Origin of the sequence: Chryseobacterium sp. FP211-J200 (genome assembly GCF_001643375.1) — a bacterium.
GTDB classification, from domain to species: domain Bacteria; phylum Bacteroidota; class Bacteroidia; order Flavobacteriales; family Weeksellaceae; genus Epilithonimonas; species Epilithonimonas ginsengisoli.
The window spans coordinates 1-21,550 of the sequence record NZ_LSHB01000012.1; the positions used below are offsets into that span (position 1 = coordinate 1).

A 21,550-nucleotide genomic window follows, 5' to 3' on the forward strand; every position below is an offset into this window, starting at 1 on the left:
AGATTGATAGTCAATACAATATACGAAATTTTCGTATTATGAGTAACCTTGTTTATAATGCACTACGGGTTAAAATGAAGATAATTGTTGATTAATATTCAACATGTAGTTTCAACAGAAAACTTGATTCAAAGCTATTTTTCGGGATGAATTGCATAGACTTCAAAAATCAATTACTTTTACCGCAATCAATTTGTCTTAATGGAATCTATCAGTGTTTTTGATATCATAAAAATCGGAATCGGACCGTCATCTTCCCACACCATGGGACCTTGGAACGCAGCAAAAATGTTCCTGGATTTGGTTAAACGAACTCATTCTTTACAAGATGTGAAGGAAGTTTTTGTAGAATTCTTCGGTTCATTGGCAAAAACTGGTGTTGGTCACGGAACCGATATTGCAGGAATGCTCGGCCTGAGTGGAGAAAATTTCCGAACAATCGATACCAATAAGATTGATGAGAAAATTGATAAAATAAAATCAGAACAAAAAATCAATCTTGGCGGAGAGAATTGGTTACCATTTATTTACGGAAATCATTTAATTCTTAACAAAGAAAAATCCCTCGACTTTCATCCAAACGGAATGATTTTTAAGGTCGTTTTTGAAAACGGACAAGAGTTCAGTCAAGATTATTATTCCGTGGGAGGCGGATTTGTAGCCACTACAGAAGATAATTCTATGGAAGACCGTTGTGTTCGAACACTTTATCCTTGCCATCACGGCAGTGACATTCTGAAATACATCGAAAAACTTAAGCTTGATAAAATCTCCGATTTGGTTTTTCAAAATGAAGAATCTTGGAGAACTCAGGAAGAAACTCGGCAAAAAGCTTTGGAAATTTGGGATAATATCAAAGATTGCGTTTATAAAAGCATCAACAAAAAAGGAATTCTTCCAGGTGGTTTGAACGTTACAAGACGTGCTTCGGAAATGAACGAAAAACTACTCGGAACTCAGATTTATAAAAACAAAAATGAGTGGTTCGAAATGGTGAAAAATCAAGAGAAAACATTCAGTTCTGTGACCAAGTGGGTGTCGTGTTTTGCATTGGCTGTGAACGAAGAAAATGCATCATTTGGAAGAATTATCACCGCGCCAACGAATGGTGCAAGTGGCGTGATTCCAGCTGTTTTGATGTATTCGCAAGTATTTACGGAGTTTAATACGGAAGAAGATATAATCAGGTTTCTTTTGGTTGCAGGAGAGATTGGGACTTTATTCAAAAAGAATGCAACTATTTCTGCAGCAATGGGAGGTTGCCAGGCAGAAGTTGGAGTTTCATCCGCAATGGCAGCGGCTGGACTTACGGAGATTTCTGGCGGAACGCCAGCTCAGGTTTTGATGGCGGCAGAAATTGCAATGGAACATCACCTCGGTTTGACTTGTGATCCAATTGGAGGATTGGTACAAATTCCTTGCATCGAACGTAATTCTATGGGTGCAATGAAGGCGATTACTGCAGCCTCATTAGCATTAGATGGTGACCCGACAAAAGCAAAAGTTTCATTGGACAGCGTTATAAAATCGATGTGGGAAACTGCATTGGATATGAATTCGAAATATAAAGAAACATCAGAGGGTGGTTTGGCTGTTGCTGTTAATGTGGCGGAATGTTAATGAAAATCTGACATCAAAAATGTCAGGCTGAGGTTCTCGAAGACATATAAAAATTTAAGCGAAGCTTTTCAAATTAAAAGGTTAGATTATGTAAGCAACGCAAAAATGAATTGTACTATAAATCTAGTTTCTAAAACCTATCTTTCCAATATTAATTTTACGTAATAAATAATCCTTAAAAATACAGGCAGTTTGTTATCAAAAATAAAAAGTGTATCTTTGCACCAATTATTAGACGATCTTTTTAAATGAATTTATTTACGGAATCCAATCTTAGCGCTGAAGTTCTTCAGGCGATTGGCGACCTCGGCTTCGTAGAGCCGACAGAAATCCAAAAACAGACTATTCCTTTTATCTCCACAGATACACGCGATCTTATCGCACTTGCGGCAACAGGAACAGGCAAAACAGCAGCGTTTTCGCTTCCGATTTTGGATATGATAGACGACAAGAGTCGTAAAATCCAATTTTTGGTCCTTTGCCCTACTAGAGAACTTTGCCTCCAGATCACCAAAGACATCAAAAACTATACTAAATACCTGAGAGACATCAAGACTACAGCAGTCTATGGTGGTAGCAGTATTATGGATCAGATCAAATCTCTTAGAGAGAAACCACAGATCATCGTGGGAACTCCAGGACGTGTGATCGACATGATCAACAGAAAAGCATTGGACTTTTCTGAAGCGCAATGGGTAGTTTTAGACGAAGCTGACGAAATGCTTTCTATGGGTTTCAAAGATGATTTGGAAACTATACTAAGAGAAACGCCAGATACAAAGCAAACTTTCCTTTTCTCCGCTACAATGAGCAAAGAAGTGGAACGTATTTCTAAAAATTATTTGACAACACCTCACAGGATTACTGTTGGGTCTGTCAATGAAGTTAAGAAAAACATCACGCATGAATTTTATGTCGTTGGTTACAGACAGAAGAAAGAAGCTCTTAAAAGGCTGATCGATGCTAATCCAAACCAATATTCCATTATTTTCTGTAGAACAAGAATGGAAACTCAGGAGGTTGCAGACTTCTTGATGCAGAATGGTTATGCGGCAGATGCACTTCACGGTGATCTTTCGCAAGCTCAAAGAGATACAGTAATGAAGAAATTCAGACTGAAAAACATCGATATTTTGGTAGCGACAGATGTTGCGGCTAGAGGATTGGATGTAGATTCTTTGACGCACGTGATCCATTTCTCTTTACCAGATGATCCGGAAGTTTTCGTTCACAGAAGTGGAAGAACAGGACGTGCAGGTAAAAAAGGAATCTCTATGACTTTGGCAAAACCAGAGGAGAGTAGAAAAATGAAACAGATCAAGGCTGAAACCAAGATCGAGATCGTTGAGAAAAAAATCCCTACTGGAAAAGAAATTATCAAAGCTCAAGTTGGCGGTGTTTTTGAAAAGTTATTGACGGAGCACGTTGATGTGATCGATTTTGACGAGAGCTTGATCCCAGATCTTTCAGCTTTTACAAAAGAGCAGTTGGTAAGCCAATTATTGCAATTCCAATTGAAAGAAATGGCTACTTATTATCAGAATAGTAATGATCTTGCTGATCAGAAATTCGGTAACAGTAGAGATGACAAACCAGGAAGAAGAGATAGAGACGGAAGAGATAGAGATGGCAGAGGATCCAGAGATGGTGGTTCTTTCCGTGACAGAGATGGCAGAGGAGACCGTGGTGGATCTAGAGACGGCGGTAGAGACCGTAAGCCTAGACGTAACAATGAGGACATGGTAAGATTCTTCTTCAACCTTGGAAAAAGAGACCAATTGAAGAAAGTGGACATGCTGGAGATCATAAACAAAGCGACTTCTAAATCCAAAAAGAGAGCCGATATCGGTGAAATAGAAATTCTTGATAAGTTCAGTTTCTTCGAAATTGAAAAATCTTACAAGAATGAAGTTATGGATGGATTAACTAGTATGAAGTTTCGGGGAAAAGAAATGAGAGCAGAAGTTGCCCAATAAGAACAAAACCCGAAAATAAAATAAAATATTTTACGTAAAAACCTGCTAATCAGCAGGTTTTTGTGTGTTTTAATCTTAATGAAAAATTAATATAAAAGTTTTTCGTTAAGGTTTTTTTGTTTCATATTTGCAGAAATTAAAGCAAAATAATGGGAATAGGTAATATTTTCAGAGCATTTCAGCCGAAAGATAAAATCTTTTTTGATCTGTTTCTTCGTGTAGCAGATAACTTAGTAGAGATGTCAAAAACATTTCACGATGGGTTACTGGAGTTTGATATCAATGACGAAACGTTGTTGAATCAAATGAGTGATTACGAACACAAATTGGATGATCTTACACACGAGATCTTCGTACAATTAGGCGAGAACTTCATCACACCATTTGACAGGGAAGATATCAACTATCTCGCATCTGGTTTGGATGATATTGCAGATTACATCTACGCTTCTGCAAAATATATTTATCTTTACAAAAGTCCTGAGAACAAAGTGTATTCTGAGTTTTCATTGTTGATCCACAAATGTTGTATCGAGATCAAGAAAGCTTTGGAAAACCTGAAAGATTTCAAAAATCCGGACGAGGTAAGAGAATCTTGTATCAAGATCAACTCTTACGAGAATATTGCAGACGATGTTTTGAGCCAAGCTATTGTGAAGTTATTTGAGACCAATGATGCATTGTTGATCATCAAACAGAAATCGATCCTTGACTATCTAGAGATCGTTACAGACAAAGCAGAAGATGTTGCCAACACAATGGAAAGCATAGTTATCAAATACGCATAAAAAGCAGTATCAAAAAATAAACGAATGGAATTTCCAATTCTACTAATTATCATTATCGCGCTTGCGTTAATATTTGATTATATCAATGGTTTTCACGATGCAGCTAACTCCATCGCAACCATTGTTTCTACAAAAGTACTGACGCCTTTTCAAGCTGTTCTTTGGGCAGCATTTTGGAACTTTGCCGCGTTTTTCATTGCCGCTTACGTGGTAGGCGAATTCAAAATTGGTAATACGATTGCCAAGACCGTGGATGAAAACTTCATCACGCTGGAAGTTATCTTCTCAGGACTTATCGCAGCCATTGCTTGGAATCTACTAACTTGGTGGTTCGGGATTCCGTCTTCATCATCGCATACGTTGATTGGTGGATTTATCGGCGCAGCATTGATGCACGCTTTGATCACCGATTATCATTTGATCGCTATCACACATCCTGATTATTCATTTTTCGAAAAGGCTTATCAGGCATTTGTACAGCTTTTCACGCAGAATGTAGTCAAGTATAAAGTGGTGATCCCTATTTTCCTATTTATCTTTATGGCACCGCTTATCGGTATGGCGATCTCAATTATCATTACATTGATCATCGTTAATATCTGTAAAAGAGCAAATCCACATAAAGCGGAACGCGTCTTCAAAAAATTGCAGTTGGTTTCTTCAGCGTTATTCAGTCTTGGACACGGGACCAATGATGCTCAGAAAGTAATGGGAATCATTGGAGCAGCGATGATCTATTTCCACGTGAATATGATGAAAGATCCATTGTACCTTAATATTCCTGAAGCAGAAAGATTCAACTTTTTTGCTGAACATTACCTTTGGGTGCCAGTGGTTTCTTTCTTAGCAATCGCTTTGGGGACGATGAGTGGTGGTTGGAAGATCATCAAGACGATGGGAACCAGGATTACGAAAGTAACGCCATTGGAAGGTGTTGCGGCAGAAACAGCGGGTGCTATTACGCTTTTCATTACAGAACAATTGAGAATTCCAGTTTCTACGACACACACTGTTACTGGTGCGATCATCGGAGTTGGATTGACGAAGAGAGTTTCGGCTGTAAGATGGGGGATTACTGTTAGTTTGCTTTGGGCTTGGATCCTTACGATTCCGATCAGCGCCATCGTTGCAGGAATTACTTATCTGCTTTTTGTATTGGTATTTTAATATTCCAATAGACTCTTAATGTGATCTTTGTAGTTTCTTCCGATAGGAATAGATGTTCCTTGAATTTCTACAGATTGTGAATCAAAAAAGTCTATTTTGGATTTTGAAACAATAAAAGAACGATGAATACGGATAAAATTTGAAGGCAGAGTTTTTTCCAGTTCACTAATAGAATGTCTGGTTATGATTGTTCTTTCTTTTAACACAATTTTGATATTCTCTTTTTGACTTTCGATAAAAAGAATCTCATGAACCTGAATTTTTGCTCTTTTTTTATTAACAGTAAAGAACAAAAATTCAGGTTCATTTGTTATTTTACTTTCTGTTTTCGCAGTTGGTAAAGCTTTTTGAACCGCTGATACAAACCTTTCAAACGAAATAGGCTTGAGGAGATAGTCCAAAACCTGATACTGATAACTTTCTACAGCAAACTCGTGATAAGCTGTTGTAATGATGACTTTAGGCGGATTCTTGATTGCAGATAAAAAATCCAGACCTTTAATTTTTGGCAAGTGAAGATCCAGAAACATCAGATCGATTTTGTTTTCATTGAGTTTTTGCATCGCACTGATCGCATCATTGCAAACGGCAATTAACTCCAAAAAAGGAATCTGCTGGATGTAATCCTTCATTATATTGACGGCCAGAGGCTCATCTTCAACTATTATACATTTCAGGTTCATAGGAATTCAGATTGATGTAAAGTGTTGCTGTGAATATATTATTTTCTGATTCGGTTTGCAAACGGAAATCATTGTAAACCAATTTCAGTTGTCTTTCAACATTAATCAAACCAATGCCTTTACTTTTTTCATTATCATTTTTTTCAAAAGAATTAATGACGCTATAATTTAAAATATTATTATCAATTTCAAGATTGATATTAATGAATTTATCATCCGTACTCTCACTAGCGCCGTGTTTGAACGCATTTTCTAAAAAAGGAAGTAATATTAAAGGTAAAACCAATTCCTGATTATCTGTGAACGTATTCCGAAATTCAATTTTCAAACGCTCATCAAAGCGTATTTTCTGAATTTCCAGATAAGTGTTCATAAACTGAATTTCCTTCGAAATAGGAATGAATTTTTCCTTCGTTTCATACAACATAAACCGCAAAAGACTCGACAACTTTAAGATTACATCGGCCGTTTTATCGGATTTTTCCCTTGCGAGAGAATAGACATTATTAAGTGTGTTAAACAAAAAATGCGGATTGATTTGAGATTTCAGGAAATTAAGTTCTGCTTCTGTCTTTTCTTTCATTAATAATATTTCCCGTTGTTTCAGTTTTTGACTGGCAGAATATTCATAAAGTGCGATCATTACGCAAGCCAGGAAAATCTTGTCCATAAAAGAATTTAAAATTCCGCCGTAACCATAAATTCCGACAATCTCAAGATGCGGATAAATAAAAGGTACAATGAAATGAACCAGAAAAACATAGCCAAGAACCGAAAATAATATTAATGTAACTGATAATGATATGATTAATTTGATGTTACTTTTCGTATGCCTGAATCTCGAAATGAAATACAACATCAAATATCCCATAGGCATTTTGATAAGCAATATCGTCAGAAATTCTTCCCAAAAAGCGTGAACAAAAGTAGAGTAGACCGACTGCTTGTACTGGATTTCCATCCAATAATATTCGGTGTAAACTTCTAATATCAAATAGAATAGCCAAAAAATGAAATGCCTTACGAATCGTTTTTTCATAAAGTAAAACTACGTTTTTTAGCTTTCCGATTTTCAGGATTGTCACGAACTACAGTTTTTCATAAACCAATGATTCTCTTTTTGACATAAACAAATGTGATGTTATTGAACGACTTAAAAAGGTTGTGTGTAATTCCTGATAAGCTTTGTATTGTGAATGACTTTTTTCAATCTTTTTACAAGTTAATTTTAATAAAAAAATGAAAAAATCACTATTATTTATTTTGACGTTTGTCTTTTGCGAAATGTTCTTTGGGCAATGGACAACAGGAGCAGATATGCCGGAAGGAATACGAGCAGGAAACTCAATTTCTTATTCTGACGCAAACAACAATGCTTATATGTACGTTATTGGCGGTAGAAACGACCAGGAAATTATCTCGAACAAAACCTATCGTTACAACATCAGAACCAATACTTGGGATACAAAACAGAATGTTCCCACACCGATTTTAGGAGCTGCAAGTGCAAGAATTGGAGATAACATCTTCATCATCGGTGGAATGGTTACAACGCCAGGAACGGTTACACGGAAAGTTTATAAGTACAATATTGAAAATGATATCTGGAGTAACGTGGCAGATTTTCCGAGAGCATTTACAGACGGCGATGCGGTTCCTTATCAGGACAGTTTGATTTATGTGGTTGGAAGTTATAATTCTGAGAAGACTTTTGTTTATAATATTAATAAAAATAAATGGCGGGAATGCAATGCTGTTCCTTCGCCGGGAACTTCACTTTCTTACGGTGCGCTTTCGGTTTCTGGAAATAAATTGGTTTATGTTGGCGGTTCAAACGGAACTTTTTCCGCAACTTATTGGAACAATGTCTGGATTGGAGAAATAGACCAGAATAACCGTTCGGTTGTTAATTGGACACAGGGAACTAACTTTCCAGGTCAGACCCGTACTTTCTTTGAACTTCAACCTTGGAATAATGGTTTGATACTCATTGGTGGAACTACGAACAATACTTTTGATACTTATACCGATGAAAATTACTTTTTTGATGCTGAAAATAATATCTGGACTCAACTCACTAATAAACCAACGGCCTGGAACACTGGAAACGCATCGTCAATTTTTCTTGATGGCAGTTGGAAATTGATTTGTTCCGGAGGATTTGAACAGGAATATTTGAAAAAAACTGAAATCTATACACAAGAAAATTTATCTGTTTCCGATGATAAAGCTTGTCATTTGAAAAATTTGAAAACCATAAGTGGAACTCGTCCGGGACTTAATTTTTGTCTTTCCGAGAACGGAGAAACGCATCTTACGATTTGGGATATGCAAGGTAGAAAACTGAGAAAGGAATCAAAAGTTGCGGATAAAAAAGGAACGCATTCGGTTTCGCTTGCCAATGAAGGCCTTAAAAGCGGATTATATATTATTAATTTGAATCAAAATCAAAATTCGGTTTCAAAAAAAATTCAGATAGTTAATTGATTTTGGGTGATTAAATATTAAATTCAATTTCAAAGAAATACTCTGGCAGTTTGTCGGAGTATTTTATTTGAAAAGTGTTTAAAAATCGTATTTTTGCCTCAAACAAGTTTTTAAATGGAATTCTTAGACCAGTATCAGAAAATTGTAGCAGACGCTATCGAAAAACATACTTTTACCAACAAACCGGACGAGCTGTACCAACCGATGAATTATATCATTTCTCACGGTGGAAAGAGGCTTCGTCCGATCATGTTATTAATGGCTTGCGACCTTTTCAAAGGCGATTTGGAAAAAGCTTTGAAACCTTCCTTAGCAATCGAGTTTTTCCACAATTTTACCTTGATCCACGATGATATTATGGATGAAGCGCCATTGAGAAGAAACAAACCAACGATTCACACATTGCATGGGATCAATGTTGGGATTCTTTCTGGCGATGCACTTTTAATCAAAGCTTATCAATTCTTTGAAGATCTGGATCCGGAATTATTCAAGAAATGCATCAAGATATTTTCTGAGACTGGTGCCGTTCTTTGCGAAGGTCAGCAGTTTGATATCAATTTTGAAAATATGTCGAATGTATCTTATGATGATTATATTCAAATGATCACATTTAAAACCGGTGTTCTAAGTGCGTCATCTTTCCAGATCGGGGCATTGATCGCTGGAGCGTCAGAAGAAGATGCAGAAGCGATGTACAACTTCGGAAAACACATCGGAATCGCATTCCAGATCATGGATGATTACCTGGATGTTTTCGGAAATCAGGAGCAATTTGGGAAGAAACACGCTGGTGATATTTACGAGAATAAAAAAACCATTCTTTATCTTTTGGCTCTTGAGCACGCCAATCCAGAGGAATTATCTGAACTGAATTATTGGTATTCCAAAAAGACAGACAATGTTGACAAAGTTTACAGCGTTGAGAAAATCTTTAGAAGAACAAAAGTGGATGACAAAGTTTTAAGACTTATTCAAAAACATAACGAAATCGGACAATCTTATCTTGATCAGATCAACCTTCCTGACGAGAAAAAATTACCTTTCCGTGAATTGGCAAATTATTTATTAAGAAGAGAAAGTTAATTGAAAAATCGTAAACCGTTGATTTGTGAAATCGTCTACTTAACAATTTTACAAATCAACGGTTTTACAAGTTAACGCTCCAAAAATCACAAAAAATGAAATTCAGAACAGAAGTAGATATTAATGTAAGTGAGAAAAAAATTGGGACAGATGACTGCATCTTCTCCATCGGATCGTGTTTCGCAACAGAAATGCACGAGAAATTTTCTGAAGGTCAGATCCAGTCTTTGAACAATCCGTTTGGGACGATTTTCAATCCGTACTCAATTAACAATGCAATCCAGCAGATCTATGATGCGAAGGAATATCAGGAGAGCGACTTGATCTTGGCCAATGAAAGTTACATCAGTCTCGATCATCATTCTTCTTTCGATTCCAGATCTGCGAAACAATCTTTGGAGAAGATCAATAAAAATATAGAGGAAGCAAATCAGTTTTTGCAGAACACGAGTTTTGTGATCATCACATTTGGAACGTCCTACATTTATGAATTTCTTCCAAAGAAAAAGTTGGTTGCCAACTGTCACAAGATTCCACAGAAGTTTTTCGAGAAACGATTTTTATCCAATCAAGAATTGAAGGAATCAATTACTAAAACCATTGATACTTTAAAGGATATTTGTAAAAGCGATGTGCAGATCCTGTTCACAGTTTCGCCGGTTCGTCACACCAAAGACGGCATTGTGGAGAATCAATTGAGCAAATCAAAATTAATAACTGCCATTCACGAATCGATTTCTGAAAAAGAAAATTGCCACTATCTCCCGATCTACGAATTGATGATGGATGATCTCCGCGATTACAGATTTTACAAAGAAGATATGATCCACCCAAGTTCTCAAGCTGTTCAATATATTTGGGAGAAATTCGGGAATGCTTATTTTACTGATGAGACCAAGGTTTTCATTAATGAAAATAATAAGATCCTAACTGCGCTCAATCACAAAACAGCAGATGAGAAGAATCCAAAATATCAGGAATTTTTAGAAAAGATCAATCAAAAGATCCTAGATCAGCAGAAAAAAGTTCAACATAAAATTTTCAGCTAATTGCTTTTGGCAGATTGCTATTTGCTATCAGCCGATCGCCAATCGCATCACATTATGATAGACACTCACACCCATTTATACTCAGACCAATTCGACGAAGACCGCACGGAGATGATCCAGCGGGCTTTGGATAAAGGCGTGGAGAAATTCTTCCTTCCGGCAATTGACTCCGAAACACATGAGAAAATGCTCCTTGTCGAAACCGAATATCCAGGCAAAATATTCTCGATGATGGGATTGCATCCATGCTCCGTACAACCGGATTCTTGGGAAAACGAGTTGAAACTTGTTCAGAATTACCTTGATCAAAGAGATTTTGTGGCAATCGGGGAAATCGGAATTGACCTATATTGGGACAAATCAACTTTGGATATTCAAGTCAAAGCTTTTCAACAACAAATCGATTGGGCTATCGAGAAAGATATTCCGATCGTGATCCATTCCAGAGAAAGTTTTGATGAAACCTTTGAAGTTCTGGAGCGAAAGAAACATCCTAAATTACGCGGGATCTTCCATTGTTTTTCTGGAAATCTGGAACAAGCACGACAAGCAGTCGACCTTCAATTTGTTTTGGGGATCGGTGGCGTAGTGACATTCAAAAATGGAAAGATCGATCAGTTCTTAAATCAAATTCCGTTAGATAAGATCGTTCTGGAAACAGATTCACCTTACTTGGCGCCAGTTCCTTTCCGAGGGAAACGAAACGAAAGTTCCTACGTTGAATTGGTCGCTGGAAAGTTGGTTGATATTTACGGAAAAGACTTTTCTGAGATTGATAGAATCACAACTGAAAATGCTTTAAAATTATTTGGATTTAGTTAATAAGAATTGATCTTGAATATGTAGAAAACAAATCTTATCTTGTTCTAATAAAATTGTTATGAGAAAATTTTTACTTTTATTTATTTTAATATATAATTTTTGTCTTTCACAGCAACGAGATCAACCTTTAGAAATTAAATCTAATGCCGATTTTATTCACAAAACAGGCGTAATTTTTCCAAAAGAGTGGAATGGTCTTAAAAGAGATAGATTGGTCTCTTATGACAAAAATAATGACAATGTCGGTGCAACTTACTATTTCAAAGCCAATAAAAAAGTCACAAATATTAGCATATATATTTATCCTGCTGAAGTTTCAAATGAAAATCTGAGGGATCAATTTTTATCTTTCAAAACGGTTGTAAATAGAAATGCTACAAATCAGCCCGATATTTCACCAGAATTTGTAAAATTAAAATCTGAAAAAGTTGTTATAAACGGATTGAAATCATACTTCGACTACAACATTATCGTTCCCGACTTTATGAAAGGTCAAAAGGAACAGAAGAACAAATCATTTTTTTCCGTATATGATTGTGGAAAATGGAATGTTAAGTTCAGAATTAGCGTAGAAGACGGGGATTTTGATCGAGTTAAACAACTAGAAAAAGCTTTGATTGCGTATTTTGAACCAGTTAAAATTGCAGAAAAATACCAAATTGAAAGTGGAAAAAATGCTGAAATTCTTATTTCAAAAACGGCGCAAAGAGATTCATTAATGCTAAAATCTACAATCGAAGAATCAGAAGCCAAAAAAGAATGGTTAAATACTAACAAAAGTGCCGCAGAATTATCTGCTGGTTTTAGTGATTTCGAAATAGAATCTCATGTAAGTGCAATTCAGCATAAACTCAAATTTTATAATGAAAAAAAGGATAAAATTGCAGGAAGTGAGGAAACAAAAAAATATTTTGAAAATCTCCAAAAAATTTATGATAACGGCTATTTGAAAGATTTTATATATTCCCAAACTTTTGGAGTCGTCATTTATCCGGATGGAGAAAATCGAAAGAACCTTTATTCTGATTTCGTAAAACAAAATAATATTCCACAAGACATTATTGAATTAATGTATAGAATTTATTATTAAGAGCATAAACTTTCAAGATTCCTTATTTAAAAAAACAAAAACCGGAAATAGTTTCCGGTTTTTTATTTTATTTTTTTCTGTAGAAATTGCTTTTATTCTTAGGCTTTTCGGTGCGTTGACCAGTTGGTCTCGGCCTTGGATTGAAAGGCTTGTTGTTGCTGTCTCTTTTCTGCTCCACAAGATTGTCTGTGTGGAAAGGATGATCCGTTACAACTGGAATTTTCTTCCCGATCAGTTTCTCGGTATTTCTAAGATTCGCAAGATCCAAAGCATCTACGAATGAGAAAGAGGTTCCTTCTGATCCAGCTCTACCTGTTCTTCCAATTCTGTGAACGTAAGTTTCGGAAACGTCGGACAATTCGTAATTCACAACATATTTCAACTCGTCGATATCAATTCCTCTCGCTGCGATGTCTGTAGCAACCAAGATTCTTGTTCTTTTTGATTTGAAGTTGGAAAGTGCGTTCTGTCTTGCATTCTGAGATTTGTTTCCATGAATTGCTTCTGCGGAAATATTGGACTGATGCAATTTTTTAACAATCTTATCTGCTCCGTGTTTTGTTCTCGAGAAAACCAAAACCTGATCGAACTTCGGATCTTCCAAAAGGTGGATCAAAAGATCGGTCTTGTTGTTATTATCAACAAAATAAATACTTTGCTGGATCGTATCCGCAGTGGAAGAAACCGGAGCTACTTCAACTCTTACTGGATTGATCAAGATCTCGGAAGCCAACTTTGCGATTTCTTTCGGCATTGTTGCAGAGAAGAAAAGGTTTTGTCTTTTTGCTGGGATCAGTTTCAGGATTTTCTTCACATCGTGAACGAATCCCATGTCTAACATTCTGTCCGCCTCATCCAGAACAAAAATTTCTAAGTGATGAAGTTTTACAATGCCTTGGGAAATAAAATCCAACAATCTTCCTGGAGTCGCAATCAAAATATCAACACCTCTTTTAAGTTGCTGTTCTTGTGCGTGCTGTTTCACACCACCGAAAACCACAAGGGATTTTAGTTTCAAATGTTTTCCGTAGTCCTGGAAATTTTCTTCGATTTGGATAGCCAATTCACGCGTCGGTGTCAGAATCAAAGCTTTGATCTGATTTCTGTGAGGCTCTTTGGCAGAAGAAAGATTTTGTAAAATAGGGATGGCAAATGCCGCTGTTTTTCCTGTTCCTGTCTGTGCACTTCCCAAAAGGTCTCTGCCTAGCAGGATAGATGGGATCGCTTTTTCTTGTATTGGTGTCGGCTGTTCGTAACCTTGCGCTTTTAGGGCGTCTAATATTGGCTTGATCAAGCCTAATTCGTCAAAATTCAAATGGAATATTTTTTTAATTTAATAAAGTAAAAATTCCTCCGTATATTAGGAGGAATTAATATTGTGCAAAGATAGCCTATTTTAAATAAAGTCGAGATTAAGTATTAATTTACCTTTTCCCACTTTTGATTTTCTTTAATTTCAGTAATTAAAGTAGTCAGATCTGTCAATTTTTTTGGTTTTTCGCCAGCTGACATTGCGATATCTCTCTTGGTTCCGTCAGCAAAAGTAACTCTCAAATTGATCTTCGAAGCATCCATGATTCTTTTGTCGATATAACTGTCATTTAATGTCTTGATGTTTGCAGCATCTGTCGCATCTACCAATCTCTTGTAATCTTCTGTACTCAAGCTTGCTTTGAAGGTGCCTTCTCGTGGCTTACTCATGTCATCCTTGGAACCGCCTTTTGAAAAGTTAAAATGTTCTGCTTCCAAAATCGCATTTCTGTCAGCGTCAATTGTAATTTTATAAGTTGGACAAAATCCGAAACAAGGACCTACCTGATATTCAATGGCAGAATATTGTGAAGTTTGAGAATTTTGAGATGTTTTGCAGGACATTAATCCTAAGAAAACTACTAAACTGAATAAATATTTCATTGTATTTTTTTTTGCTGTACCTCTTTAAATAATTGTTCCGAAAACGTAAAATTATCCATGTAATTTCTTCCAGATCGCATCTTTCAATTCTTGGAGACCTTCGCCAGTTACGCCAGAAAAGAATAACGGCTGTCTGTTTTCTGGAAATTCAGCTGCGATTTCTCTTTTTAATTCATCATCCAATAGGTCAGCTTTTGAAACGGATAAAAGGAAGTCTTTGTCCAAAAGTTCAGGATTGTATTCTTTAAGTTCGTTCTCAAGGATTTTAAATTCCTGAAAGTGATCTTCAGAATCTGCAGGAATTAAAAATAACAAAATAGAGTTTCTTTCAATATGTCTTAGGAATCTGTGTCCAAGACCTTTACCTTCCGCCGCACCTTCGATAATTCCTGGGATATCTGCCATGACGAAAGATTTGTAATTTCTCCATTCCACGATTCCAAGATTTGGTTTCAAAGTGGTGAAGGCATAATCTGCGATCTTTGGTCTTGCTGCAGAAACGGATGAAAGAAGCGTGGATTTTCCAGCATTCGGGAATCCAACTAAACCAACATCAGCTAGTAATTTCAGTTCGAAAGTCACAAAACCTTCTTGGCCATCCATTCCAGGTTGTGCAAATCTAGGTGTTTGGTTGGTCGAGGATTTGAAATGCTCATTTCCTTTTCCACCTTTTCCACCTTCCATCAGGATAATTTCTTGTCCATCTTCCAGGATCTCGCCAACGATTTCGCCTTCTTCATTTCTAGCGATAGTTCCCATTGGAACATCGATGTAAACATCTTCACCGTAAGCACCTGTCAACTGGTTTTTTTGACCGTTGTGACCGCGTTCTGCTTTGATGTGGCGCGTGTATCTCAATGGCAAAAGCGTCCATTCGTGAGCGTTTCCTCTCATGATCACGTGACCACCACGTCCGCCGTCGCCACCATCGGGACCACCTTTAGGAATATATTTTTCTCTACGAAGGTGAGCCGATCCAGCACCGCCGTGACCGCTTTTACAGTGGATTTTTACGTAATCTACGAAATTTGACATATTGTTTGGGATTATAGACAAATAGAGAATAGATTGTAGACTGATAAAAAAGTCCACGATCTATTCTCTAAAAAATCTAAGTTTTATTTAATTTTTTCTACTTCAGCAAATAGTTTTTCGGAGATCTCGGAGATGTCGCCAACGCCGATCACTTCTGCATATTTGCCTTGTTTTTTGTATAATTCTGCAACTTCTGCAGTTTTTGTATAATATTCTGTGATCCTATCTCGGATGATGTCCTCATTAGAATCGTCTGTTCTACCGCTGGTTTCTCCTCTTTTCAGAAGTCTTTCCACCAAAACTGCATCATCTACAATTAATGAAAGACAAACACTGATCTCAGAATTCAATTCTTCTTTCACGATGGTTTCCAAAGCTTCTGTCTGAACTGCAGTTCTAGGGAATCCGTCAAAAATAAATCCATTGGTTTCTGTTGGTTTTCTCAACTCATCAATTAACATGTCAATAGTAACCTGATCCGGAACCAATTGGCCTTTGTCGATGTATGATTTTGCTAATTTTCCAAGCTCTGTATCATTTTTCATATTGTAACGAAAAAGATCTCCTGTAGAAATTTGTTTCAGATTATACTTCTCAATCAAATGCTGAGCTTGGGTTCCTTTTCCACTTCCCGGAGGACCAAAGAGAACAATATTGATCATATTTCTTTTTATTTATTTAGATTTATTTCTTTTTATTTTGAGTAGAGATTAATGATTGATTCTACCTTCTTCCAATTGATATAGGTCTGGTAGGTTTCTTCCTAATTCATCATAATCCAATCCGTAACCTAGCACAAACTTGTTAGGGATCTCTTTAGCTACATAATCTACGATGAAATCTTTTTTGAAAACATCAGGCTTCAAAAGGAGGGAAGCTACTTTGAGAGATTTAGGGCGTTGCGTATTTTTGAAATATTCAAATAGATTTTCTAAGGTGTTTCCAGTGTCAACAATGTCTTCCATAAGGATGATATGACGATCCACAACATCTTTAGTTAGTTCCATTTTTTTATAAACTATTCCAGTAGATTGCGTTCCGGAATATGAACTTACCTGTAAAAAAGCAATTTCACATTTACCAGGATAATATTTTAAGAAATCAGAAAAAAACATGATGACACCATTCAGAACACCAATGAAAATTGGGGTTTCATCTTTGTAATCTTCGTAAACTTTTTCTGCTAATTCTTTAATAATTCCCTGAATTTCATCGTGTTTCAGGTATGGTACGAAACTTTTGTCGTGAACTTGTATAGACTCCATATGTATTTCAAAGTGCAAAAATAAGATTTTTAAACCAAACCGCCCATTTTCTTTTTTTTAATAGGTTTTTCGAGTTGATAGAAAAGGGTAATACAATTTAATTATCTATATTTGCGTTACGTTTCTGAAAAAGAATAATTATGTTCAAATCGCTTTTCCACTGGAAAGTATTACTTAATATCGTATTGGCAATGGCGTTTTTCGCCGGTTTGGTTTGGCTTACATTCCGTTGGTTGGAGTATCATACCCACCACGGAGATGAAGTTCCTGTGCCCAATGTGATGAATATGAAAGTGCACGATGCTATCAAGATCCTAGATGATTCCGGTTTGGAATATGAGGTCGATAGTTTCAAATATGATCCAAAATTCCGTCCGTTTCAGGTTTTGGCAGTTTTTCCATCACCTGGGGCCAATGTTAAAAATGGAAGAGCAATTGTTCTGAAAGTAAATCCAAGAACTTGGGCAAAGGTTGCCGTTCCAGATATTATAGATAGGTATAAAGGTTTGGCCTTTAATCAGTTGAATCTTGTTGGGTTGAAAGTGGGCGACACTCTCTTTGAACCAAGTATCCAGAGGGATGCGGTTCTTAGAATTGTTTATAATGGGACAAGTATCAAACCGGGAACTCTATTACCAAAGTTTTCCAGTGTGGATCTGGTAATTGGATCAGGACCTTTGAGAAATGTTTCAATTCCTAATGTTGTGGGTAGATCAGTTCAAGAGGCCAAAAAAATCATAGCTCAAGCTTTGTTTGAAGTTGGGATCGTAAATCATGAGGATGGTGGAAAGGATGAGTCAGATATTGTTTACTACCAAGACCCTGGGTTTGGCTCATTGCGAGATCAGGGAATGCAGATCGACCTATGGGCGAGTAAAAAAACGCCGGCTGAGATGCAAGGGAAAATACAGCAGCTGGATGATATGTACCGTCCTAAAATAGATACTACATTAGCTCCGATCCAATACAATGAAGTTCCACCACCAACAATCGAGCAGAGACCAGCAGTTGTAAAACCGCCAGTTTCTACCAATCCTTCAAATTCCGGAGCTGCAACAGCGACTCCAAAACCAAAACCTGCGAACACACAGCCTGCGACCAGTTCGACGCCTGTGAAACAAAATACAACAACGCCATCATCTGCGAAACCCGTAGATAAACCAAAGCCAAAAAAGGTGGTGATTGAATAAATTAAAAATAAAAAAGGCTTCGACAAATGTTGAAGCCTTTTTAGAATTGTAATATGCTAGACGAGACCGAAGATTTCCTGGAAGATGAGTTGATGAATCAAGATGTTTCTGCTGATGACGAAAACAGCGGATTGTATGAGCACGTTAACATCACTGTTGATAAGAAGCAGGAACCACTTAGAATTGATAAGTTTTTATTGATCTTCCGACAGAATTCTTCAAGAAACAAAATTTCTGAAACCTGTAAAGCTGGCAACGTCATCGTCAATGGAAAACCGGTAAAACAGAATTATCGTGTAAAACCTGGAGACGAAATAAGCGTTCTACTGACACATCCGCCGAGAGAAAATGTCATCATCCCACAAGATATTCCAATTAATATCGTTTATGAGGATAGCGACCTTGTTGTCGTAGACAAAAATCCAGGTATGGTAGTACATCCAGGGTTTGGAAATTGGGACGGAACATTGGTGAATGCATTGGCTTTTCATTTTGCGAAGGACCCCAATTATAATTCCGATCTGGATAGAGTAGGCTTGGTCCACAGGATCGATAAGGACACTTCAGGATTGTTGGTCATTGCAAAGACAGAATATGCTTTGAGTTTCTTGGCTAAGCAATTCTTTGACCGAACAACAAAAAGGCTCTACTGGGCATTTGTCTGGGGTAATGTCAAAGATGACACAGGAACAGTAACCGGACACATCGGCAGACATCCGAAGAATAGAATGCAGATGTACACTTACGAAGATGGAAGCCATGGGAAGCATGCGGTCACCCACTACAAAGTTTTGGAGAGATTCCGATATATGACCTGGGTAGAGTGTAAACTGGAAACGGGAAGAACGCATCAGATCCGTGCACACATGAAGCATATTGGTCATACATTATTCAATGATGCACGATATGAAGGTAATTTTGCCATGAGAGGTGTTGATCTGCCGAAGTACAGAAAGTTCGTGCAAAATGTTTTTGAGGTTTTACCAAGACACGCTTTGCACGCGCATACATTAGGTTTTATCCATCCTACTACGAAGAAAGAAATGTATTTTGAAAGTCCAATGCCACAAGATATGCAAGAAGCATCAGAACGTTGGAGAAAATATCTCGATAATAATTAGAGTTTTATATATTTGTATTGTGAAGCAAAACTACCTCTTTTACAAAATCGCTATACTGTGTTTTACAGTTTTTTCTCTTGGGTCGAAGGCTCAGGAAACATTGCCTTTTTACCAACAGTATCTCGTTGATGGCGATTTCTTGTTCAATCCAGCATTACTGGGAAAGACAGATGATGTCGTTTTGAATCTCAACTATCAGAAACAATTTTCACAATTGAGTGAGTCTCCCAATGTACAATCCATCGGTTTGCATGCCAATGTTTTTGACAGAGTTGGTGCAGGTGTTTCATTCTTCAGAGATCAGAATGGCCCCATTTCGTCAAATGGTGTGATGTTGGGAGCTTCCTATTTTATTCCATTGAGTGATGAAGAAGACCGTCAAGACCAGTTCTCTTTTGGTGTTGGCACCAATCTTTATAACATGAATATTGATTATGGTAAGATCAACGCAGCGCAACAAGGAGATCAGGTTTTGGGCGAAAATACAAACGATATTTTCATTGCATACGCCAATTTGGGAACTGCAGTCAAATTCCGAAATTTCTTCGCAGGGGTTTCCGTCATGGATATTCCGATCAGCAATGATCTACCAATTGTCAATGGGATTGAACCTTCGCCAACCAAATTTTATCTAAACGCAGGCTACGATTGGCATTTTACAGATGGTATATTTTTGACGCCGTCATTGATGATGAATCTGAATACCAATTCTTCAAGAATATTTGATTATAATTTGATGGCAACCGCTTATGGAGAAAAGAATAATATTTCTGCCGGAATCAGTTTCCGAAGCGCAAAAAGTGCCGTTGGAAGCCAGAATCTTGGAATGTCGCCAATCATCAAAGGTAGAGTAGGCAATTTCACATTTGGTGGTGTTTACAACTTCGGTGTTTCAGAATTGACCGAGAACTTCGGAAATAGCTTTATGTTATCGATTGGTTTCAATATCGATAATTTCATTAATTCTAGAGGATTCAGATACAGGTAATTTATGGACGATAACTGGTAAATTATAAATGATTATCATTCATCAATTATCACACATCATTTATAATTATTTTGATATACCTTCACATCCCTTTCTGCAAACAAAAATGCAGCTACTGTAATTTTCATTTTTCGACTTCTTTTAATTTGAAAGATGAGATGCTTTTGGCTATCAAAAAAGAAATTGGATTAAGGCATCACGAGCTCCAAAATAAAACTTTAAAATCACTTTATTTTGGTGGAGGAACACCTTCAGTTTTATGTGTCGACGAAATCAAATCTCTGATAGACGAATTTCAAAAATATTTTAGTTTTCATGAGAATATTGAAATCACTTTAGAATCCAATCCGGATGATCTTGATAAAAACTTCCTTAAAGAATTATCCAAAACAGAAATCAATCGCTTATCAATTGGAACACAAAGTTTTTTTGACGAAGATTTGAAATTGATGAATCGAGCACACAACGCTTCCGAAGCAGAAAGTTCTATCAAAAAAGCTCAGGATTTTGGCTTGGAAAATATCAGCATCGATTTGATTTACGGTTCGCCCACTTCAAACTTCGAAATATGGAAAGACAATCTCAACAAAACCATCGAACTTCAAGTTCCTCACGTTTCATCTTACGCTTTGACAGTTGAACCAAAAACGGCTTTGGAAAAATGGATTGAAAACGGAAAGGTAAGTTCACCTGAAGAAGCAGAACAGAATCAGGAATTTTATTATATGTCCGATTTTCTGAAAGATAATGGATTTGAACATTACGAAATTTCGAATTTTGGAAAGCCAGGTTTTCATTCCAAACACAATTCGGCTTATTGGAAATCTGAACCTTATTTAGGAATTGGTCCGTCTGCACATTCTTACGATGGAAACTTAGAGAGAAGCTGGAACATCGCCAATAATCCGCTTTACATCAAGAATATCAATCAGAATATAATTCCAAAAGAAACCGAAATCCTTTCAGAAAAAGACCGTTTCAACGAGATGATGATGATTGGTTTAAGGACAATTTGGGGCGTCGATTTGGACAAGATCAATCAGAATTTTTCCTCAGAAATAATCGATTATCTTAATAAAGAAACTAAAAATAAGATTGAATCCGGGATTTTGAAAATCGAAAACAATCATCTTTTAATTCCCGAAAAACATTGGTTTTTAGCAGACGGAATTGCAAGTGATTTATTCATTGTTTAAAATTTACTTTCAAGTTAAACCTTATTTTGTCATTCCGTAGGTATCTAAACGTCGAGATTCTTTCATAATGACA

General features: G+C 36.7%; 20 protein-coding genes. 13 read left to right on the forward strand and 7 right to left on the reverse strand.

Features of this window, described 5'->3' with window-relative positions; genetic code table 11:
• Positions 1–201 precede the first annotated feature (201 nt).
• The 4 genes from AXA65_RS04735 (at position 202) to AXA65_RS04750 (ending at position 5,551) form a co-directional block, all read left to right on the forward strand.
• On the forward strand, positions 202–1,620 hold the full coding sequence (locus tag AXA65_RS04735; protein ID WP_063968977.1) for an L-serine ammonia-lyase: 1,419 nt from the start codon (positions 202–204) through the stop codon (positions 1,618–1,620).
• 248 nt (positions 1,621–1,868) lie between these two features.
• On the forward strand, positions 1,869–3,596 hold the full coding sequence (locus tag AXA65_RS04740; protein ID WP_063968978.1) for a DEAD/DEAH box helicase: 1,728 nt from the start codon (positions 1,869–1,871) through the stop codon (positions 3,594–3,596).
• A 149-nt stretch (positions 3,597–3,745) separates the two neighbouring features.
• Positions 3,746–4,384 (forward strand): DUF47 domain-containing protein, encoded by a 639-nt coding sequence (locus AXA65_RS04745; protein ID WP_063968979.1) that lies wholly within the window; start codon positions 3,746–3,748, stop codon positions 4,382–4,384.
• 24 nt (positions 4,385–4,408) lie between these two features.
• Entirely contained in the window at positions 4,409–5,551 is a 1,143-nt protein-coding gene (locus AXA65_RS04750) for an inorganic phosphate transporter (protein WP_063968980.1), read from the forward strand.
• Here the strand turns inward: AXA65_RS04750 and AXA65_RS04755 are convergent.
• Together AXA65_RS04755 and AXA65_RS04760 are read right to left on the reverse strand one after the other, a co-directional pair.
• On the reverse strand, positions 5,548–6,234 hold the full coding sequence (locus tag AXA65_RS04755) for a LytR/AlgR family response regulator transcription factor (protein WP_063968981.1): 687 nt from the start codon (positions 6,232–6,234) through the stop codon (positions 5,548–5,550). The two genes, AXA65_RS04750 and AXA65_RS04755, sit on opposite strands and share 4 nt — an antisense overlap.
• A complete protein-coding gene (locus AXA65_RS04760) occupies positions 6,209–7,273 on the reverse strand; it encodes a sensor histidine kinase (protein ID WP_063968982.1) in 1,065 nt (354 codons plus the stop codon). The genes AXA65_RS04755 and AXA65_RS04760 overlap by 26 nt, the downstream gene beginning before the upstream one ends.
• Positions 7,274–7,473: 200 nt before the next feature.
• Here AXA65_RS04760 and AXA65_RS04765 point away from each other — a divergent pair, with 200 nt between their 5' ends.
• The 5 genes from AXA65_RS04765 to AXA65_RS04785 all read left to right on the forward strand — a co-directional run bounded on the left by AXA65_RS04765 (position 7,474) and on the right by AXA65_RS04785 (position 12,768).
• A complete protein-coding gene (locus AXA65_RS04765; RefSeq protein ID WP_086048076.1) occupies positions 7,474–8,721 on the forward strand; it encodes a kelch repeat-containing protein in 1,248 nt (415 codons plus the stop codon).
• 114 nt (positions 8,722–8,835) lie between these two features.
• Positions 8,836–9,807, forward strand: a complete 972-nt coding sequence (locus tag AXA65_RS04770; RefSeq protein ID WP_063968984.1) for a polyprenyl synthetase family protein — start codon at positions 8,836–8,838, stop codon at positions 9,805–9,807.
• Positions 9,808–9,902: 95 nt separating this feature from the next.
• Positions 9,903–10,856 carry a GSCFA domain-containing protein gene (locus AXA65_RS04775; RefSeq protein ID WP_063968985.1) on the forward strand — a complete coding sequence of 318 codons (954 nt, stop codon included), beginning with the start codon at positions 9,903–9,905 and terminating at the stop codon, positions 10,854–10,856.
• A 54-nt stretch (positions 10,857–10,910) separates the two neighbouring features.
• Positions 10,911–11,678, forward strand: a complete 768-nt coding sequence (locus AXA65_RS04780; RefSeq protein ID WP_063968986.1) for a TatD family hydrolase — start codon at positions 10,911–10,913, stop codon at positions 11,676–11,678.
• 58 nt (positions 11,679–11,736) lie between these two features.
• A complete protein-coding gene (locus AXA65_RS04785; RefSeq protein ID WP_063968987.1) occupies positions 11,737–12,768 on the forward strand; it encodes a hypothetical protein in 1,032 nt (343 codons plus the stop codon).
• A 67-nt stretch (positions 12,769–12,835) separates the two neighbouring features.
• Here the strand turns inward: AXA65_RS04785 and AXA65_RS04790 are convergent, their stop codons facing one another.
• The 5 genes from AXA65_RS04790 to hpt form a co-directional block, all read right to left on the reverse strand.
• Complete coding sequence (locus tag AXA65_RS04790) at positions 12,836–14,083, reverse strand: DEAD/DEAH box helicase (RefSeq protein ID WP_063968988.1); 1,248 nt, start codon at positions 14,081–14,083, stop codon at positions 12,836–12,838.
• A 104-nt stretch (positions 14,084–14,187) separates the two neighbouring features.
• Complete coding sequence (locus AXA65_RS04795) at positions 14,188–14,682, reverse strand: DUF6438 domain-containing protein (RefSeq protein ID WP_063968989.1); 495 nt, start codon at positions 14,680–14,682, stop codon at positions 14,188–14,190.
• A gap of 51 nt (positions 14,683–14,733) precedes the next feature.
• On the reverse strand, positions 14,734–15,717 hold the full coding sequence (gene obgE / locus AXA65_RS04800; protein ID WP_034966961.1) for a GTPase ObgE: 984 nt from the start codon (positions 15,715–15,717) through the stop codon (positions 14,734–14,736).
• Positions 15,718–15,800: 83 nt separating this feature from the next.
• The gene (locus AXA65_RS04805; RefSeq protein ID WP_063968990.1) at positions 15,801–16,379 is read right to left on the reverse strand and encodes an adenylate kinase; all 579 of its coding nucleotides are present in this window, start codon (positions 16,377–16,379) and stop codon (positions 15,801–15,803) included.
• Positions 16,380–16,427: 48 nt separating this feature from the next.
• Positions 16,428–16,982, reverse strand: a complete 555-nt coding sequence (hpt, locus tag AXA65_RS04810) for a hypoxanthine phosphoribosyltransferase (RefSeq protein ID WP_063968991.1) — start codon at positions 16,980–16,982, stop codon at positions 16,428–16,430.
• Between the two features lie 140 nt (positions 16,983–17,122).
• Between hpt and AXA65_RS04815 the strand changes: the two genes are divergently transcribed.
• From AXA65_RS04815 to hemW, 4 genes are all read left to right on the forward strand, one after another.
• Positions 17,123–18,172: a PASTA domain-containing protein gene (locus AXA65_RS04815; protein ID WP_063968992.1), complete on the forward strand. Its 1,050-nt coding sequence runs from the start codon at positions 17,123–17,125 to the stop codon at positions 18,170–18,172.
• 92 nt (positions 18,173–18,264) lie between these two features.
• Entirely contained in the window at positions 18,265–19,293 is a 1,029-nt protein-coding gene (locus AXA65_RS04820) for an RluA family pseudouridine synthase (RefSeq protein ID WP_371131539.1), read from the forward strand.
• Between the two features lie 19 nt (positions 19,294–19,312).
• The gene (locus AXA65_RS04825) at positions 19,313–20,281 is read left to right on the forward strand and encodes a PorP/SprF family type IX secretion system membrane protein (RefSeq protein WP_228391621.1); all 969 of its coding nucleotides are present in this window, start codon (positions 19,313–19,315) and stop codon (positions 20,279–20,281) included.
• Between the two features lie 86 nt (positions 20,282–20,367).
• The gene (gene hemW, locus AXA65_RS04830; RefSeq protein WP_228391626.1) at positions 20,368–21,477 is read left to right on the forward strand and encodes a radical SAM family heme chaperone HemW; all 1,110 of its coding nucleotides are present in this window, start codon (positions 20,368–20,370) and stop codon (positions 21,475–21,477) included.
• Positions 21,478–21,550 lie beyond the last annotated feature (73 nt).

Excerpts from the sequence above, each read along its gene's own strand:
- AXA65_RS04735 (WP_063968977.1), top strand. The coding sequence starts at position 202 with ATGGAATCTATCAGTGTTTTTGATATCATAAAAATCGGAATCGGACCG.
- AXA65_RS04740 (WP_063968978.1), top strand. The coding sequence starts at position 1,869 with ATGAATTTATTTACGGAATCCAATCTTAGCGCTGAAGTTCTTCAGGCG.
- AXA65_RS04745 (WP_063968979.1), top strand. The coding sequence starts at position 3,746 with ATGGGAATAGGTAATATTTTCAGAGCATTTCAGCCGAAAGATAAAATC.
- AXA65_RS04750 (WP_063968980.1), top strand. The coding sequence starts at position 4,409 with ATGGAATTTCCAATTCTACTAATTATCATTATCGCGCTTGCGTTAATA.
- AXA65_RS04755 (WP_063968981.1), bottom strand. The coding sequence starts at position 6,234 with ATGAACCTGAAATGTATAATAGTTGAAGATGAGCCTCTGGCCGTCAAT.
- AXA65_RS04760 (WP_063968982.1), bottom strand. The coding sequence starts at position 7,273 with ATGAAAAAACGATTCGTAAGGCATTTCATTTTTTGGCTATTCTATTTG.
- AXA65_RS04765 (WP_086048076.1), top strand. The coding sequence starts at position 7,474 with ATGAAAAAATCACTATTATTTATTTTGACGTTTGTCTTTTGCGAAATG.
- AXA65_RS04770 (WP_063968984.1), top strand. The coding sequence starts at position 8,836 with ATGGAATTCTTAGACCAGTATCAGAAAATTGTAGCAGACGCTATCGAA.
- AXA65_RS04775 (WP_063968985.1), top strand. The coding sequence starts at position 9,903 with ATGAAATTCAGAACAGAAGTAGATATTAATGTAAGTGAGAAAAAAATT.
- AXA65_RS04780 (WP_063968986.1), top strand. The coding sequence starts at position 10,911 with ATGATAGACACTCACACCCATTTATACTCAGACCAATTCGACGAAGAC.
- AXA65_RS04785 (WP_063968987.1), top strand. The coding sequence starts at position 11,737 with ATGAGAAAATTTTTACTTTTATTTATTTTAATATATAATTTTTGTCTT.
- AXA65_RS04795 (WP_063968989.1), bottom strand. The coding sequence starts at position 14,682 with ATGAAATATTTATTCAGTTTAGTAGTTTTCTTAGGATTAATGTCCTGC.
- obgE (WP_034966961.1), bottom strand. The coding sequence starts at position 15,717 with ATGTCAAATTTCGTAGATTACGTAAAAATCCACTGTAAAAGCGGTCAC.
- AXA65_RS04805 (WP_063968990.1), bottom strand. The coding sequence starts at position 16,379 with ATGATCAATATTGTTCTCTTTGGTCCTCCGGGAAGTGGAAAAGGAACC.
- hpt (WP_063968991.1), bottom strand. The coding sequence starts at position 16,982 with ATGGAGTCTATACAAGTTCACGACAAAAGTTTCGTACCATACCTGAAA.
- AXA65_RS04815 (WP_063968992.1), top strand. The coding sequence starts at position 17,123 with ATGTTCAAATCGCTTTTCCACTGGAAAGTATTACTTAATATCGTATTG.
- AXA65_RS04820 (WP_371131539.1), top strand. The coding sequence starts at position 18,265 with ATGAATCAAGATGTTTCTGCTGATGACGAAAACAGCGGATTGTATGAG.